Below are 17488 nucleotides of genomic sequence, written 5' to 3'. Positions count from 1 at the left end.
GTGGAAGATATTAGAAATTGTGATATTGGCAATGTGGACAACATGATACCCGACGGCAAGGAACGGATGGAACTCCGTTTGGTAATACCCGGGGGAAAACAACCGGTTGTCCGAAGCATAGAGAATGGAACGACCGGTGAGAACAAGGTTGAGCGGCTTTTCATGGATGTTATGAATAGCGGGACTGTGATAGCATCCCGTTCCACAGCAGACGGAGCATTGACATTGACCCCTACGGATGTTGATAGTGTCTATACGGTTTCTACACTGTTTGATATAGGGACATTGGAGGCGGGTTACACCTTGCGGGTACGTGCCAATGAAGACACTCCCGCAATAATCTCCGGACAGCCGGTTTCCCCTTTCTACATGTCAGGTACGGGAGTGATTGAGGACGGCATAAATAGAAATTTCAAAGCTTCCGTGCATTTGTTACGGGGAGTTGCTAAACTGCGGACTACTGTTCGGACAACCTCATTTACTGTTCCGCAGGGATTGATGATAGGAGATGTAAAAATACAGGTGGTTCATGCTGCAGATAGGATTCGTAAGTATGCTCCGTTCTCTTCTCATGCCAATGAGGCTGTTGTTGAAAATCTGCCGGCATCTTCATTAAATTATCCGGATTATCCGGAAGTGAGCTTATATGATATACTTGCTCATGAACAAGTGGAGATTAACGGTGAAGCTATTACTTTTTATCCATTATTCGTTTATGAAAATTATCTGGAACAGGAAGAGGAGTATGACCCGGCTATTAACGTGACATCATTGAAACTGACTATTCCTGTGACGGACGGAATAGCTAGTCGGGTGATAGAACGCACGATACCTGTAAAAGCGGAAGATTCTTATCGGATGAAACGTAATCATATTTATTCGGTGGACGTACAAGTGCTAAGTCTTGATGAAGTGAAAGTATTCACAGATATGCTTGATTGGGAAGATGTAGGGGTTACGGGTGATATTGTAGGAGGCGTTGACTTTGATATAGACAGGACAAAAATAACTTTGATTAAAGATATTGTCGACCCGGTGAAACTGCTGAAAGTGGACTGTCATGCTCCGGGACGCTTACAAATCAGAGCTTTAAAGCCTAATAAGACAGATTTAATATCAACAACAGATTTACAGTTATATTGCAATGGAATAACGGAAACGGATAAACTGGCGGATAACAGTGGCATTTATGACCTCACTGCTGCACAAGTAATGAATTTCTATTGTACCACCGGTAGTGTTCCCGCCAATTATGAAGGTGGTTTTATAGAAATTTCTTCCGACAATGTGCATGTGGAATATATTCCTGTCAGTTCATTGGATACTTTTACTCCGTTAGACACGGAAGGGACTGCCAATAGTTATATAGCAGATAGAGGTGCAGGTTCTTATTCTTTCACTGCTACCATAATGGGAAACGGAGTGGACGGTATTATTGACGAAGGGAAGTTTGAAGACGCAAGTGGCAATATCTTGACAAAAGCCGGTGGTGCCAATATTCATCCTTTATCGGCCAAATTGCTTTGGCAGGACACGGATGAACTGGTGGAACAAGTTGCTTTAGTCAATGGCAGGGTTCAGGTGAAAATGGGACGAAGCCGGGGAAATGCAGTGATAGCTGTTTATGATAAGACTAATCCTAATGCGGAGGATGCGAAAGTGTTGTGGAGTTGGCACCTTTGGTGTACGGCTACCCCAAAGATACTGGAATTCGTCACTTCGATATACACGGGCAATAACTATAAAGTGATGGACCGTAATCTTGGTGCTACTGCTACTAAAGCGTATTTAGGCACTGTTCAAGGGCTGCATTATCAATGGGGACGTAAAGACCCGTTTTCGGGTTCATTGACTTATGATGGCATACGTACCATTTTATATGACGTAAGAAGTGGTCAGGGCGTATATAAATATTCCGATGAACGAGTGACTGCCGGTCAAGCTATAAGTACTCCGAGTTCCTTGTATAGTCCAAGGAGAGGATTGGGGGGTGAATCTTGGTGTACGAAAACAACAGAACTGAAATATCTGTGGGGAAATCCGGACGGGGAACAGGATGCTTTCCCTAAAGAAACATTAAAATCGTTGTATGACCCTTGTCCATATGGTTATAAAGTTGCGCCGCATGACGTTTTTAAAATCTTGAGTAAAGGTGAGATCGCCATATTCCCCCCGGCCGGAGCGTCACTTGGGGATATGTATTTCATAAAAAGTTATTTTGCGAATGGATCAACCTTTTATTATGATAATGCAGGGATTGATGAAACGAAGCTAATTTATTTGCCGGAGACTTATAGACCTAATGGTGATGGTATAAAGTTAGGAAAATGGGGAGTTTACTGGTGTTCTTCACCTCATCCTGCTGACAAAGAACATAGTGGGCTCATGTTTAACTTTCATCCATATACTGCTATGGACTTTGAATATAATATATATAATCCGGTGGTTACTTCAGTGCCTGCTTCGATACGCTGTGTAAAGGAATAATTCATTAGAAATCTAAAAAGTATGAATGAAATGAAAATAACAATACAACAATACTTGTTCGGGATATGTCTGTTGGTTTTCTTCGCTTTTAATATGTTGTTGTTAGGTGGTTGTAACGATGACACTGAAATGGAAATGATTGATTCCTCTCAAAAAAATGTCATCAGCTTGTCTATCCCGGATGCGGAATTGGTACAGGTACGTAGCGTGGCGAATGAATCGGAATGTAAGATTAGTGGCATACAGGTGTTTGTATATAATGATTCTCACGCCTCATCCCCTGTATATTATCAGGAGGGTAAAGCTGATTTGTCTTTTTTGTTCGGTAATGGCACTGCATCGCCGACTGTGACATTGAAAGAATACATTCCCGCTGACAAAGAACGAATTTATGTAGTTTGTAACCTGACTAATCGTTCTTCTGCATCAGGAGCAGGTGATTTTCTTATAAATAAAATGGCTAGTGAAGAGCAGTTGAGGAATTATACTAGTCAAGGAATGATGAAGGGCTTTTCCGCTCTGCAAAGTGAAGGGCGGACTATTCCGATGTACGGTTGGATAGAATGGAATGAAAAGGCTACCTCTAATGTTTGTCTATTAACCCGTTGTTTTGCAAAAGTTACGGTGGATGCCGAGACGGATTTGTTTTCCGGTAAACAGGTCTATTGGGAATGGAGAAATCTGAATTATTCGGATTTTACGTTAGATAGCGAGTATAAGGGGGGAATCTATCAGGGTAGTATCAACGAAAGCGGCAGTTCAGAAAAGCATGATTTGCTTTCCGCTACAACTCCTTTGGATGTAACGAAAGGATTGGTGACAAGTTACTATCCTTTGGAATATGAACACTCCGTTTACGCTTTAGGAAATAAGGTTGATAAGAAAACATTCTCCAAAAATCGTGCAATGTTGCTTCTTGTAGTCCAGAATCCGGACGGTTCGAATAAAGAGTATTATCGTCTGGATTTCCTGGATAAGGAAACCGGCGAGTATCTGGATATAATACGTAATCATTCTTATCGTTTTACTATTGCCAAGTTAAAGAATAAAGGATATGATAGGGAACTGGAAGCCATTCAAAATCCGGGGAGTAATATCGAGTATACGGTAACAGTTTCGGATAATTGGTCGCGGGGATATGCTTCTAACGGCCAGTACTTGGTAAAAACGGACAGGGAGGACCTTAAGTTGATAGAGAATGGCATCACAGATCCGGTAACAATGGTAAAATTTGAATTGCAGGCTGATGATACGGGTAATGTCGATTTTAGTGGTGTTACCACTCGTAATGTTCGCGTTTTAAATTCGGATAAGAAAACTTTGGTACCCTCATCTGACTTATGCCTGTTTTATAGCATAGATAATAATAATTTGGTACAGGTGAAGGGAACAGGAGGATTTTCGGTGAATGAAGTGAACCTTCCGCAAGATAGCGATGTGTATTGGATTTATTGCACTGTACCCGAAAACTCTTCACTAAAGGAAGGATTTTTGGAAATATCCGTAGGTAACATAGTGAAGTATATTCCTTTCAGTATCATATCTCACACAGAAGCGATTGCTGTGGATGAAGACGGTCCGGCAAACTGCTTTATTACTCCGGTGACTTATGGCGTTTATTCGTTTGACGCTACGGTGATAGGAAACGGGGTTGATGGTATAGTGGCGGAAACGAGAGGCAGAGCTGCATGGCGGGAAGAATTAGGTGAAGATATAGAACAATATCATTTTAAAAATGCTTCAGGTGAAGATATATCAGTTTCTAAAAATGTTGAGATAGTTCCTTATTCTGCAAAACTAATTTGGCAGGACAAGCAAAATCTTATATCACAAGTTGCATTTAATTCTACTACTAATCGAGTTGAATTCTTGAGTAGTGGTACGGGAAATGGGGTTATTGCAGTTTATGATAAACAAGATCCAAATGCGGAGGATGCTACAGTACTATGGAGTTGGCATGTTTGGTGTACAGAGCACCCCACTATAATAGAATTAGGCTTACCAACCAATGGAGAAACTTATAGCGGGAAGAATTATAGAATAATGGATCGAGATTTAGGAGCAACAACTAATACTCCTGATGAGTTAACAACACGTGGTTTGGGTTACCAATGGGGGCGTAAAGATCCTTTTTGTATTTCAGCTTCCTTTGAAAGTACCGAAAATTTTATGCATAATGTACGTGGAAGTAAACTAAAGCACAAAGAGGAGGAAAAAAATGAAAGTATAGGAACAATTGAGTATGCGATAAATCATCCTGCCGTATTTATCATAAGTGATGATGCCTATAGTGTTCATGATTGGTTGTATTATACTTCTGAATCCGGTAATAATGATATGACTGGAAATCAATATTTATGGGGAAATAACCCTTATTCGCAATATAAAATGGTTAATGTAGAGACAATGAAGACCCTTTATGATCCATGTCCTGTTGGTTACAAAGTATCTCCGCCGGATGTATATGGTGCATTTTTAAAATATCCAATAATAGATTCCCCTATTGGCAAAAGCGGAACCGAATTTTTGGGACATATGGAGAAGGGAGATTTTTATACTCCTTTATTTACTAAGTATGGGGTATATTTCTATTGTGGCAGTGAAAATAGTACACGGAAAGTCTATTTTATTTCTACTTCGCTTCGCCATGGAAGAACTTATGATAAAGGGGTAGTAAATGGTCCTTTTTATAGTGCTCATCTTTGTGGGACAATGAGATATAATGATAGCAGTGGTATGAATGTAATAATGTCATTTGGATTTGATTTAAAAAATGGTGATGTTGGCTGTGGCTTCGGTGGGGGTAATAATTACTGGTTAGATCGTTCTACGGCAGCACCTGTCCGCTGTATCCGTGACGAATAAACATATATAATTCATTTTTAAATACAAACCTATGAACAAATCAGAACTAATCAAAGAAGTAGCCCTTAAAGGTCAGTTGAGTTTTAACGAAGCTACAAATGCAGTGGATGCAATCATGGAAACCATTGCGGAAACAATGCATAAAGGAGAGAGTGTCACTTTAGTCGGTTTCGGCAGTTTTGTCATTCAGGAACGGAAAGCACGCAAGGGGCATAATCCAGCCACAGGCGGCTCAATGCTGGTTCCGGCCAAACGACAGGTGAAATTCCGTCCCGGAAGTAAAATGAAATTAGAGTAAAGAAACAGGTTAAACTAAATGTTGAACATAAAAATTGAAACATGAAAAAGAAAATTATTACAGTTGCATTGGTATTATCATCAGTCTGTGCCATGGCACAGCAAAAGGAAAATCGTGACACGGACGGAAGTATTCTCCGTGGCCCGTATGAAACGAATAGTTTCTGGAGTAACTGGTATATCGGTGTAGGCGGTGGTATCAATATCTATGAAGGTGAATTTGATAACAAGACCTCGGTGGGCAACCGTATCGCTCCTGCACTGGATGTGTCGTTGGGCAAGTGGATTACTCCTTCTTACGGAGTCCGTCTGCAATATTCGGGTCTGAAAGCCAAGGGGCTGACGGATGCAAGCGGGATGTATGCCAAAGGGGCGCATCGCGGTTATTATAAGGAAGAGTTTAATGTTTCCAATCTCCATGCGGACTTTATGTGGAACTGGTCGAACGGTTTCCTCGGATTCAATGAGAAACGTGTGTGGAATGTGATTCCGTTTGTCGGTTTCGGTTGGGCACGTTCGTGGGGAAACAGCACGCATGATAATGAAATTGCCGCCAACATCGGTATTTTGAATACGTTCCGTCTGGGCAAGCGTCTGGACTTGACTTTGGAAGGACGGCAGATGCTAGTGAAAGAGTGTTTTGACGGAACGGTAGGCGGCAGCAAAGGTGAAGGAATGAGTTCTGTGACACTGGGGCTAAGCGTGAAGTTGGGCAAGACCCGTTTCGACCGCGTCGAGAAAGTGGCTCCGGCAGATTATTCATCTTATAATGAACGTATCAACGCGCTTCGTGCCAAGAATCATGATTTGAGCACCGAAGCACAGCGCCTTGCCGCTGAACTGGAAGTTGCCAGAAATCGGAAACCGGAAGTGGTGAATGAATCGAAAGTGACTGCTTCGCCGGTAGCCCTGTTCTTCAATATCGGCAAAGCTACCCTGGATAAGAAGGAACTTACCAATCTTGAGTTTTATGTGAACAACGCTATCAAGGCGGATAAGAGCAAGACTTTCACGCTGATTGGTTCGGCGGACAGCGCTACGGGCAGCAAGGAACTGAACCAACGTTTGAGTGAACAACGTATGGAATATGTGTACAATTTATTAGTCGAAAAGTATAAAATTTCCCCTGAACGTCTCGTGATGAAAGCGGAGGGCGATACGAACAACCGTTTCAGTGAACCTGAATTGAACCGCGTCGTAATCGTCGAATAATAGTTTTATTTCATTTCAAGGTATTTCAGGCAACATTGCGGGGCTGTCTCGTTTTCTTCTACGTCGGGACTGAAAGTGCTTTGTCGTTACAAGGTGGGCTTGTTGGCCGGTAGTTGGATGGTCTTTTGCAATGTTGCTTTTTTGAATGAAGAGGAGGATATGATAATATATAATAGTCTGTTGGCGAAAACTTTTCTGAACAGGAAGAAAAGGCATTATTTTATGATTTTCGGTTGTAGTTTCACCCGGTTCAAATATTTGGAAGGGTGGGAGGAGATGGAACTTCAGATTCATGCGCGGCAGTATACGGAATGTTTCTTCTTGGCATTATTGCCTGCATTGGTGCTATCCGTCTGGCTTTCGTGGTGGTGGATGTTGCTTGCGTTCATGAGTTATCATCTGCTTTACTGGCTGGAGAGGTGGTTCGGACACCATTCTTCATTTGACTGGGAAGCGTTGGAGCATTGTAGCGATGCGCTTTATTTGAGAAAGCGGAAATCTCGTGCTTGGATGAAATGGTATGGGAAGAAGTCGTTGCCGCCTTCGGAATGGGAGGATGATTAGAAGGAGATTGAATGATTGGAGAGAGAGTGAATGATTGGAGAGAATTGAAAATCTTATAGTTGGAAATCTTGTAATTGAATATCTTTTAGTTGAAATTTTTTTAGTTGAATATCTTGTAATTGAATAGAAAAAAGTAGATTATGAAAACGAAATTTATAGCTGAAATGGTGGGCACTATGGTGCTTGTCTTAATGGGATGCGGCGCTGCTGTATTGAATGGCGGTGCGACATCGGTAGCCGCTGTGTTGACGATTGCTTTCGCGTTCGGTTTGTCGGTGGTGGCAATGGCGTACACAATCGGTCCTGTTTCGGGCTGTCATATCAATCCGGCCATCACCATCGGCGTTTGGCTGAATGGCGGACTGTCGGTAATGGAAGCCGGTGTGTATATCGTAGCGCAAGTGACGGGCGGAATACTTGGCTCTGCATTGTTGTGGGTGATTACCGGCACAATGGGGATAGAAGGTACGGGAGCCAACGGTTTTGAAGAACCGTATCTGCTGGCTGCATTTGTTGCCGAGGCGGTGTTTACGTTCATCTTCGTGCTGACTGTATTGGGCACTACCGACCGGGATAATAGCAGTCTTCATTTTGCCGGGCTGGCTATCGGATTGACTCTGGTACTGGTGCATATTGTATGTATTCCCGTTACGGGGACGTCAGTTAATCCAGCCCGTAGCATTGGTCCCGCATTGTTTGCCGGAATGGAGGCTATCAGCCAGCTTTGGTTGTTTATTGTGGCTCCGATTGTCGGTGCGGTGGTAGCTGTGCCTGTCTGGAAAACAATAAAAGGAAATTAATTGTTTCATTTCATGGTTTTGTGAGAATAGAAAAAGATGTAGGTTTTTCCCATATAGTATAATAAATGAGTTTAATGGCCTATATCCTTAATGTCGCTGTGAAGCGTCTCATTTCCCCAAGAGAATCCGTGCCCCTGCCATTTTTCTTTTTATAATAGTAGCATAGGAAAAATGGAATCATGGGTTCTACGCTGCCTGTGAAGGTCGCTCTATTGTTTGTTTTGTTTGTGTGGTGCATCTTTTTCCCGGTGGGGAAGAAGGTGCACTCTTTTTGTATAATGTATTAATGGTCGGAAGTATTACATACGTCCATATGCTTCCCAATATGGCATTAAAGCCTCTTGCAGCCAATGTGCCACCTCGGAGAATGAAAGGCTATTTTTGATAGTTGCCTTTTTTAGAAATGCTGACCATCGTAACTGCATCTGCGGATGGTTGGGAAAGTCTTTCCTGAAGAACATCATATCTGCATTATAAAGAGTATGACGATTCTCGAAAGTGCGGTTGATAGCCTCCTGCAATATGGTATTGTCATATTTGAATGATGTGAGCAGGTGGTAGATGTCATAATAGTCTTTCATCCGGCTGCTTTGGTCAGCTAAGTCTATGATGGCGTGCATCTTCTCCGCAATCACGGTTTCAGTGGAATAGGCAAGAATGTTTGCTTCTGGCAGTTCCTCTAATAACAATGGGTAATCTAATGATACAGGATGTGGTGTTACCACATCTCCAAAACCAATGTCCATTGTCATCACTTGGGCAATGGTGTCCATTGTCGCCGGAATACTTAGACGGATACCGTGGTAGTCTTTGAACTCGGTGATGTTCTGTGCTGCAATCTTGTGGGCAGCAAACCTTACTCCGTCTTCCTCACACTCTACGGCGCATATTTCACGGAACGCCTCGGCGATGCGTTCGCCATCATTGCTGATATGCGTGCCAAGAAAATCAATATCCAATGTCGGACGTGCAGCAAAGCGTTCGTATGCATACATCAGTGCTCCACCTTTCAGGTAGAAGTTCTCACGGTAATGAGTCTGTGAGATACGGTACAATAGGCGTTCCTGAAAATATCTGGTCAGAATGGTCTGGTAGAACACATCCTTCTGCTTGGCTACATTGAGCAGCTTTGCCCGGATGGACTTTCCAGGATTTTTGATTTCACTCATAGTTTTATTGCAATATACTGTTCAAGGATTCGTCTTACTCTTAGTTTGTCGGCATAATCCATCAGCAGGGATAGATTTCTGTCTGGCTGGGAAATGTAGTTATTCACCACTTCGGAACAAACATCCATGCCTATCTTGTTGCGGTACTTCACCGCATCGCACACGCATCGCTCTTTATTATATATATGTATGTGGTAACCGCTTACAACCAGTTTCTCGACACCTATGTCAAACATCGTGTCTGTGATATGATGGAGCTCTATCTTGGGAAATGTTGGAAGCGTGATTTTGCGACCTCTTTTTACCGCCACATGGTATGCCTGAGGCAATGAGGTGGTGAGCCCATGCACATTCCATGCGGAGAAAAGGCATAGCACTCCGCCTGGAACGATGGCTTCCACATCTATCATCGTGTCCGCCAACTGCTCGGCTGTGGCATATACGCCCCGTTTGATGCGTACCGCGTCTCCGTCACGCACACTGTCCAGCAGCTTGTAATAGGCTGTCCGACCTTCTTCCTTTACCATACTAGAGGAGGTAAAACTGTTATTATATCTCTTGCTTTTCATGCCTGTATTCTTTATTTTAGGACAAATCTACTACATTTATTTGTGATTGTAGTGCGTTTGTACTGGGAAATGCTTATTTGCCATGAAATATTAACATATATCAGACAATCTTGCCCGAATCATCTCGCAACAATTTCAGTAATTCTTGGTTTTCATTGCTTTCGATATACTGGCATAATTGCAGTTTGCTCTCTTTCAATATGCGGTATCTGGCTATTGACAGCCTTGAGCGCCTAAAACTTTCCATGCTTTTTAGTATGGTATTTATTAGTTTGAATATATTTGTTTGTTTATTATTCTCCCCAGGCTATCGGTTTTGTCGCTTTTTCCTTGCTTTTTGTCGTTATCTTGTCGTTTATTTGGTTCCTCTATGTCGGTTGTATATGTCTGAAATGCTTTTTGGTACTTTTCTGATGAGGCTATTTGGTGTCGTTTCATCTCCGTGGAAGATGCTGCATCTTTGCATCGTTAACGTTAGCGAAGTGATAATTAAAACAGTATTTATTAAAAAAAGAAAGTAGTATGGCTATTAGATTTAGAAGGGTGTCTCGCCTGTGTGACCCTACAAATAAAGAAGCAGGAAAGAAAGTGTATCCGGTGATTTCTTATCAGTATGATACGAGTGCAACGTTGGATGAGTTTGCAAAGGAGATTGCGTCTGCTTCCGGTGTCAGCGAGGGTGAAACGATTAGTGTATTGAAGGATTTCCGTACGTTATTGAGAAAGACATTGCTGGGTGGTCGTTCGGTAAATATCGCCGGTCTGGGATATTTTTACCTTTCTGCCCAAAGCAAAGGGACGGAGAAGGCGGAAGATTTTACGATCGCTAATATTTCAGGGCTTCGTATCTGTTTTCGTGCTAACTCGGATATTCGTCTGTTTACCGGGACGACTACCCGTTCGGACGGATTGAAGTTCAAGGATTTGGATCATATTAATGATTTGGGTAGTGTTGGTGACGGTTCGGATGATGGGGGTGAAACTCCGGATCCGGATGGTGGTTCGGGTGGTAATGGTGAAGCACCGGATCCGGCTGCTTGATTCATGAGCCGTTGAGAACTGTCTGGTTTGTATGGAATGGGGCTTCGGCCTCATTCTTTCTTTATAACTACGTAAAAATATAAATATGCAAATAACTACAATCCTTGCTTTTATTACCGCTATGGGTGGTTTGGAAGCTGTGAAATGGTTAGTGAGGTATATCACTTGCCGCAAGACGGATGCACGGAAAGAGGAAGCATCCGTGAACAGTATGGAAGAAGAAAATCGCCGTAAAAAGGTGGACTGGCTGGAAGAACGGCTGACTCAACGTGACGAGAAGATAGACGGGCTTTATATTGAACTTCGCAAGGAGCAGGAAGAGAAGATTGACTGGATACATAAATGTCATGAAGTGGAGTTGATACAGAAGGAGTCGGAAGTGAAGAAGTGTGAGATTAGAGGGTGTGTGAAGCGTATGCCACCTTCGGATTATTAACTGGTGCGTTTGAACTAATAATGAATTATCATGAGAAATATAGATTCTATCATAGTACATTGTTCGGCTACGAAAGCCGGACAGGATTTTACTGCCACAGATATTGACCGTTGGCACCGGGAACGTGGGTTCAACGGTATCGGGTATCACTATGTGATCCGTTTGGATGGGAAATTGGAAAAGGGGCGGGATGTCGCTTTGGCCGGTGCTCATTGTAAAGGTTGGAATGAGCAGAGTATCGGGATATGTTATATCGGCGGATTGGATGAGAACGGGCGTCCGGCAGATACCCGGACGAATGCTCAAAAACGGGTACTTTATCAGATTATTATCGATTTGCAGCGGGAATATAATATTCTCCAAGTGTTGGGACATCGGGATACTTCACCGGATTTGAATGGTGACGGAGTGATTGAACCTTATGAATATGTGAAGGCTTGTCCCTGTTTTGATGTGAAGGAGTTTTTGAGGAGTGGGAGGGAGTTACTGTTTGTGTTGTTGGTGGCTTTGGTTGTGCCTGTATTGCTGTCGGGATGTAGGAGTAAGAAAGAGGTGATAAACAGGGAGAGTGAAGTTAGGGTTGATTCAAGTTTAAATAGTAGTTCCGGGAAAAGTCTTGTTAAAAATAAGGTTGCTTCAGAAAAGGATTTGGAGGTGGTGGAGGAGCATATCGAGCAGGTGTTGTTTGTATTTCCTGTGGATACGCTTAGATTGAAGGCTGGGATGGTGGTGAAGACTGTGGTGGATAGGAAAAATGTTAATGAGAAACAACTGCTTCAAGAAGTAGATTTACAGTCTGTGAGCTTGTCGGATATGAGTGCTAAGAAGGAGATTTCTAAAACGGGAGTTGAGAAAACTACTAATAGGACAACCGGAGGTTGGTATTGGTATGGGGGGATTTTATTGGCTTTAATTGTTATATATTGGATTTACAGATCGAAAAAATAAGTTTGTCCGTTCTATCTGGTATAGTTTTTGAAGAAAGTGATTGTTATATGAATCAAAATAGCCCCTTGTTTATTTTCATTAATTTAATGAATTGTACAATAAACAAGGGGCACTAATTGAGGCTATCTTATAACTAGAAAAAGTGTTTTTTATTTTTCTAAAGCTCGCTTGATTTTAAATTCCAGACTGCGATAATGAGCTCGGGTAAATGCATCTCCGCTTCCTGTTTTACTTTTTATTAGATTGTAAGTGTCTATAAGTTTCTGGTGAATTACCGGATTTTTTAACATCTCAATCGTTCCCAAAGTATTCAATTCAAAACCGGCCTTTTGCCATTCTATATTGTCCGTTAACAGTTGTTCTTCCACTTCATTTAGATTCTTGAATGAGAACATGGAGGCCTTTTTATTAGATAATCCTCCGGCATCCAACAGCTTTTCTACATAGGCAACTTGCAGGTTACAGTCATACATATTTAATTTAGCTCCATTCTTGGTCTTTTTCCAAACAAAGTTATAGAAATCATCCATAAAATCGCTATAACGGTAAGCTTGTTGTGGATGTAATTCTTCAAATAAGGCAAGACTGGAGGAGATTGAGTTGAAAAATAGACGGCTGACAATAATTGATTGCAAGGTACTGGGAGAATAGGTGGGACCTATACAATCAATGATCTTCTTGTCAAATATCCATTCCGGAAGCTCCATCATTGTTTCTAAGACGAAGTTTAAGGCTTCCTTCTGTTCTTTCTTCGGAACAAATTTTATTATTTCTTTAGTATTGTCACGTCTTGGCTCATCCAAATAGATACCTCCTATTGATACCATAGCATGTAGCAAATAACGTTGCATTTGCATAATTACTTCTTTATAGGCTTCTGACATTCGGGTATATTGGAAGTCATCATCTTTTGTCCATTCCGGTAAGTTTTTCATGATGACTTTCAGATTCTTAAGGCCATATTTGCCCGCCTTTACTGCGTCGTCACCAAGATCTTCGGCCTTACATGAAGGGTCTAATTCATTGATGAAAGGCTGTGGACCGTATTTATACATCGGATCATTCTCTTTCTCCTTGATCCATGTATACAGAACTTCCTTTTCTTCTTCTGGAGAAGTTGCTTCATATATAGGTTTATATCCCCATTTTATTGCATATTTGTCATATACTCCCAAGTGAGGAGGCATTAAAGAAACCCCTTTATCTCCGGGTTGGGCAACATAATTGAAACGGGTATAATCCATAATGGAAGGAGTAGTGCCGTATTTTTGGGTGAAAGTGGCGGAACGTAACGAATCTACAGGATATGAATGTGAGGCTCCAAAGTTGTGCATTAGTCCCAAAGTGTGTCCGATTTCATGTGCTGCCACATAACGTAGGGAGCTTCCCATTGTTTCGTCATCAAATACAGCTTTTCGAACGTTGGGATCAACCGCTGCTGTTTGTACAAAACGCCAGTTATGCAGCAACTTTACAACATTCGAATAGAAGAGTACGTCTCCTTGTATGATTTCTCCGGAACGAGGGTCTACGCATGAGGGACCCATTGAGTTTTCTTCGGGTGTGGTAATCATACGGTAACAACTGTAACGGATATCGTCCGGGTCGAAGTTGGGATCATCTTTAGGGTAATCTTTCGCTATAATGGCGTTCTTGAATCCTATTTCTTCAAAAGCTATCTGCCAGTCTTCTATTCCTTTTTTTATATATTCTCTCCATTTATCGGGAATAGCTGTGTCTACGTAATAAATGATTGGTTTTTGCGGTTCAACCAACTGACCTTGTTTATGGCGTTCTACATCTTCCGGTTTCGGCTGTAAGTCCCAACGATTGATATATGACAATTCTTGTAAACCGTCCTGCTTTTCGGTAAATAGATATTTGTTCTCGTCGAAATATCCGATACGTGAATCACTATATCTTGGACGCATTGTCTTTTCCGGCAGAAGAATGATATTGCGTGTCATTGTCACTGTGAACGGACCGCCATTGACGGTATAACTCATTAATGATTTGATATTAATGTTCAGAGGAAAACATTTTATCCCTAATATAGCGGATTTGGCAGAGGACAAGCTACCGGACAAAGGTTTTCTTTTCATTAGTACATCCATTATATTTCCGGAACGGAACGGACTGAATTCAGGAACATCCGTGATGAAAAGAGGCGTCATGTCAATGACATAGGCTGATGAGTCCGGCGAAATGCTCTCAATTTTATATGCTTCCCATATAGGATCGGAATAGTTACGTTGAAAGGCTTTATACATGTTGGAAGTTGTATCACATAAATTGCGTAACATTTTTCTATGCATGTATACTTTCTTATTATCTGCAGAGAACGTTACTACTACCGGATTGCGGGGCATTTGTCCGGCAGCTACGTCTTTGTTATTGCTTGTACTCGAGACTCTGGATGAAATCATAAAATCTCGTGTCATCAGCTTTTTAGGAATTTCAAAATAGTATTTGTCTTTTACTTGATGTATTTTGAACATTCCCTCAGTAGTTTTGGCTCCTTTCAATAACTTCTTGTAATTTGCTGCACTGTCTTTTTTGACAGAGTCGGTTTGCTCGGTCGAAATGTTGTTTTTCTTTTTCTTCTTTTTAAAGATTTGGGACTCTGCATTAGCCGTCATAATCCCTAAGGCTAACATACCCGTAAATAATACATTAAAAATTTTATTCATATAATATTGTTTTAAAATTATAGTTCTAACTGTGATAAATCAAAGCCATTGGCCAACATGGCTTCTTTGATGATGTCGTATTTCTTCTTCATAATGGGGTAATCGTTGAATATTTCCTGAAGTTCTTCCTGGGTTTTCTCAAAAACGAAGTTCATCCATTGCAATAAGTCCATTTCTTTGGTTGGTGCATAGAGTGAATAGAAGGGAAAATCGGGATCTTCTTCATCAACATAAGAAGAATCGGTATTATAACTGATCAGCCCATAATGATAAAAATCTGTTTCAGCAGGTGACTGATAGCCTAGATAGAAATAACCGCTATAGATATCTGGTTCAATAGCTTCGCTTTCTTCATAAAATGTATCAGGAATAGTAAATACACCTCTTACTTCTGACATGTATTTAGCCCAGAAGCTGGCATTAATGTCTGCTCTGATTTTAATAAAGTCTTTTTGCGACATTGTCTTTAAAGCGGAAGTTATATTGCTTACAGCAATAAAGTTGCCGCTTGCATAACTGTTTAATATAGTAGTTTCTCCCCATGCATCCATTTGAACCTGTTCTGCCAAGATAATTGAGAAAGGTAAGTTCTTTTTCAAGAAATTATCCGGATACAAATTCAATAATGATTTTTTTAGAAAGTCGATTCCTGCGTTTATGACTTCCTCGCTTTGTTCGGGAGAGGTGATTTTTATACCATTGTCCGAAGTGAAATTGAATTTATAATCAGCTTCTGTCGGATTGGTTATTATTACGGTTTCATATTGTTGGTAGAATTGATATATGAAGTGACGGGTAGGGTCTGTGGAAGCATCTTCCAAAACTCCATATTTATCAGCTTGATCGGGTACATTTAATGCATCTTCGTGATAGCAGGAACTGATTCCTGCTATCAAGCTCATTAATAATATAATTTTTTTCATAATAATTTTATTTAATAGGATCATTGGTCGGACGATTAAAAATTTCAATCATTGTATTTCTGTCTCTTTCGCTTTTAGGAATAGGTAGTATGTATAACTCTTTGTCCTCTAGCTTGAACTTGTCACCTGCTCCTTCTGTTTCCGTGGATGAATATGTATGTTCTAAAGGCGGGCATCCGTATCTGCGTAAGTCAAACCAGCGGAATCCTTCGAATGCTAGTTCACGGCGTCGCTCTTTACGGACAGTGGCTACGATTCCGTCATTGTCAACCGTTAGATGGGGAGTTCCTGTTTTCATCCGATGGTCACGAAGGGTGTTGATATCTGCCAATGCTTTTTCCGTATTTCCTAGTTCCGCGTAAGCTTCTGCCCGATTCAAATAAGCTTCTGCCAATCGGAAAGCATTTGAATATACGGTGGAAGAGGTTCTGCTCCATTTGGCCGGAATATAGAATTCAATATCCTTTTTAACTGGTCTCCTTTGACTTCCTTTGGTGTGATGGAAGTAATGTGAGAGACGTAGATCTGCCTCATCATATTGTGCTATCAAGTCGGTGGCTACTACTAGATTTCCTTTATAAGTGAAATCTTTTTGCATGTATGATTCAAGGGTTGTAGTCCCATAGGAGAACAAGATTTCTTTATTGGAGTAGGATAGGAAAACACTATTATTGCTCTTTTCTTCCGGAAGTTTGTTGAGCCCTTGGGGAGCATTTTTGATCACAGAATCACTATACAATATGGTTTGGGGATAGTCTTTACGGAAGAGGGAAATGCGGGAGGCTAACAAATAAGCACCGGCTAGATTAGGTCGGAAAATGCCTTTCTTGCTATCCGTACTCTTGAAACATTGAATGGCGCGGATTATATCGCTTTCTATTTTCGAGTACACTGCCGCATTCGTGGCCCGTTTCATCATTTTATCCGACAGACTGATTTCATCATTAATAGGTACACATAAATCTTTGTCGGCAGTGGCAGGGTCATAAGGGCGACCGTAAAGGTTGGCCAGCATGAAATATGAAAATGCACGCATGAAGTAAGCTTCTCCGGCTAAATCAATGCGTTCTTCTTCAGTTCCGGTCATATCGTAAATTCCGTCCAGAATGATATTGGTCATCAATATCTTGTGAAAATAAGAAGTCCAGGCTGCATCTGCGGTGAATTCGTTGGATATTCCGACTTCAGGATTTTGTTGCCAGGTGTAGTAAGACCATACGGATTCTCGCCAATCGTTGGATATTAACATGGGGGAACTGCCGTAATAACATTGATCTGCTACATCGTCTGTCATATATTCCAGATAGGGGTGAAGTATTTCGCCGTTTTTCATAACTTCACCAAAAAATAACTCTTTATAATCCTTTACAGATTTAGGAATCATCAGATCTTGTGAGCTTTCTTCCAAAAAATTACTGCATGAAGACAAAGCTGCACACATAAGAAAAAATGAAATGTATATTACTTTCTTCATTATATTACTTTAT

At 41.3% G+C, this 17488-nt stretch carries 14 protein-coding genes; 9 read left to right on the top strand and 5 right to left on the bottom strand.

What is annotated here, in order from left to right; genetic code table 11:
- The 6 genes from AB5443_RS04010 to AB5443_RS03985 all read left to right on the top strand — a co-directional run bounded on the left by AB5443_RS04010 (position 1) and on the right by AB5443_RS03985 (position 8225).
- The gene (locus AB5443_RS04010; RefSeq protein ID WP_301424864.1) at positions 1–2487 is read left to right on the top strand and encodes a hypothetical protein; all 2487 of its coding nucleotides are present in this window, start codon (positions 1–3) and stop codon (positions 2485–2487) included.
- Between the two features lie 30 nt (positions 2488–2517).
- The gene (locus AB5443_RS04005; RefSeq protein WP_277134945.1) at positions 2518–5352 is read left to right on the top strand and encodes a hypothetical protein; all 2835 of its coding nucleotides are present in this window, start codon (positions 2518–2520) and stop codon (positions 5350–5352) included.
- Between the two features lie 13 nt (positions 5353–5365).
- The gene (locus AB5443_RS04000; RefSeq protein WP_277134954.1) at positions 5366–5650 is read left to right on the top strand and encodes an HU family DNA-binding protein; all 285 of its coding nucleotides are present in this window, start codon (positions 5366–5368) and stop codon (positions 5648–5650) included.
- A 41-nt stretch (positions 5651–5691) separates the two neighbouring features.
- Positions 5692–6861 (top strand): OmpA family protein, encoded by a 1170-nt coding sequence (locus tag AB5443_RS03995; protein WP_277134944.1) that lies wholly within the window; start codon positions 5692–5694, stop codon positions 6859–6861.
- A gap of 159 nt (positions 6862–7020) precedes the next feature.
- Positions 7021–7425, top strand: coding sequence for a hypothetical protein (locus AB5443_RS03990; protein ID WP_277134943.1), 405 nt, complete (start codon positions 7021–7023; stop codon positions 7423–7425).
- A gap of 140 nt (positions 7426–7565) precedes the next feature.
- On the top strand, positions 7566–8225 hold the full coding sequence (locus AB5443_RS03985) for an MIP family channel protein (protein WP_118418975.1): 660 nt from the start codon (positions 7566–7568) through the stop codon (positions 8223–8225).
- Between the two features lie 299 nt (positions 8226–8524).
- Here AB5443_RS03985 and AB5443_RS03980 read toward each other — a convergent pair whose 3' ends face one another.
- Together AB5443_RS03980 and AB5443_RS03975 are read right to left on the bottom strand one after the other, a co-directional pair.
- Complete coding sequence (locus tag AB5443_RS03980; RefSeq protein WP_277134942.1) at positions 8525–9394, bottom strand: nucleotidyl transferase AbiEii/AbiGii toxin family protein; 870 nt, start codon at positions 9392–9394, stop codon at positions 8525–8527.
- Positions 9391–9963, bottom strand: coding sequence for a hypothetical protein (locus AB5443_RS03975; RefSeq protein ID WP_277134941.1), 573 nt, complete (start codon positions 9961–9963; stop codon positions 9391–9393). The genes AB5443_RS03980 and AB5443_RS03975 overlap by 4 nt, the downstream gene beginning before the upstream one ends.
- A 522-nt stretch (positions 9964–10485) precedes the next feature.
- On the opposite strand from AB5443_RS03975, the gene AB5443_RS03970 reads away from it, so the two are divergent.
- From AB5443_RS03970 to AB5443_RS03960, 3 genes are all read left to right on the top strand, one after another.
- A complete protein-coding gene (locus AB5443_RS03970) occupies positions 10486–11004 on the top strand; it encodes an HU family DNA-binding protein (protein ID WP_004296149.1) in 519 nt (172 codons plus the stop codon).
- Between the two features lie 85 nt (positions 11005–11089).
- Complete coding sequence (locus tag AB5443_RS03965; protein WP_004296148.1) at positions 11090–11440, top strand: hypothetical protein; 351 nt, start codon at positions 11090–11092, stop codon at positions 11438–11440.
- 30 nt (positions 11441–11470) lie between these two features.
- On the top strand, positions 11471–12388 hold the full coding sequence (locus AB5443_RS03960; RefSeq protein ID WP_277134939.1) for an N-acetylmuramoyl-L-alanine amidase: 918 nt from the start codon (positions 11471–11473) through the stop codon (positions 12386–12388).
- A gap of 149 nt (positions 12389–12537) precedes the next feature.
- On the opposite strand, the gene AB5443_RS03955 is transcribed toward AB5443_RS03960, so the two are convergent.
- From AB5443_RS03955 to AB5443_RS03945, 3 genes are read right to left on the bottom strand one after another with little or no spacing between them, the layout of a single operon-like run.
- On the bottom strand, positions 12538–15078 hold the full coding sequence (locus tag AB5443_RS03955; protein WP_195664192.1) for a zinc-dependent metalloprotease: 2541 nt from the start codon (positions 15076–15078) through the stop codon (positions 12538–12540).
- Between the two features lie 17 nt (positions 15079–15095).
- Positions 15096–16001, bottom strand: coding sequence for a hypothetical protein (locus AB5443_RS03950; RefSeq protein ID WP_277134938.1), 906 nt, complete (start codon positions 15999–16001; stop codon positions 15096–15098).
- Positions 16002–16008: 7 nt separating this feature from the next.
- Positions 16009–17475 carry a RagB/SusD family nutrient uptake outer membrane protein gene (locus AB5443_RS03945; protein WP_277134936.1) on the bottom strand — a complete coding sequence of 489 codons (1467 nt, stop codon included), beginning with the start codon at positions 17473–17475 and terminating at the stop codon, positions 16009–16011.
- Between the last annotated feature and the right edge of the window lie 13 nt (positions 17476–17488).

The sequence above is a fragment of the Bacteroides sp. RTP21281st1_H5_RTP21281_210402 genome, assembly GCF_040918965.1.
GTDB lineage: Bacteria > Bacteroidota > Bacteroidia > Bacteroidales > Bacteroidaceae > Bacteroides > Bacteroides congonensis.
Note: the sequence above shows the minus strand (reverse complement) of the source record. Positions and strands in the feature narration are given on the sequence as shown.

Coding starts and splice junctions, on each gene's coding strand:
- AB5443_RS03950 (WP_277134938.1), bottom strand. CDS start 16,001: ATGAAAAAAATTATATTATTAATGAGCTTGATAGCAGGAATCAGTTCC.
- AB5443_RS03970 (WP_004296149.1), top strand. CDS start 10,486: ATGGCTATTAGATTTAGAAGGGTGTCTCGCCTGTGTGACCCTACAAAT.
- AB5443_RS03965 (WP_004296148.1), top strand. CDS start 11,090: ATGCAAATAACTACAATCCTTGCTTTTATTACCGCTATGGGTGGTTTG.
- AB5443_RS03975 (WP_277134941.1), bottom strand. CDS start 9,963: ATGAAAAGCAAGAGATATAATAACAGTTTTACCTCCTCTAGTATGGTA.
- AB5443_RS04005 (WP_277134945.1), top strand. CDS start 2,518: ATGAAAATAACAATACAACAATACTTGTTCGGGATATGTCTGTTGGTT.
- AB5443_RS03995 (WP_277134944.1), top strand. CDS start 5,692: ATGAAAAAGAAAATTATTACAGTTGCATTGGTATTATCATCAGTCTGT.
- AB5443_RS03945 (WP_277134936.1), bottom strand. CDS start 17,475: ATGAAGAAAGTAATATACATTTCATTTTTTCTTATGTGTGCAGCTTTG.
- AB5443_RS03955 (WP_195664192.1), bottom strand. CDS start 15,078: ATGAATAAAATTTTTAATGTATTATTTACGGGTATGTTAGCCTTAGGG.
- AB5443_RS03980 (WP_277134942.1), bottom strand. CDS start 9,394: ATGAGTGAAATCAAAAATCCTGGAAAGTCCATCCGGGCAAAGCTGCTC.
- AB5443_RS03960 (WP_277134939.1), top strand. CDS start 11,471: ATGAGAAATATAGATTCTATCATAGTACATTGTTCGGCTACGAAAGCC.
- AB5443_RS03990 (WP_277134943.1), top strand. CDS start 7,021: ATGATAATATATAATAGTCTGTTGGCGAAAACTTTTCTGAACAGGAAG.
- AB5443_RS03985 (WP_118418975.1), top strand. CDS start 7,566: ATGAAAACGAAATTTATAGCTGAAATGGTGGGCACTATGGTGCTTGTC.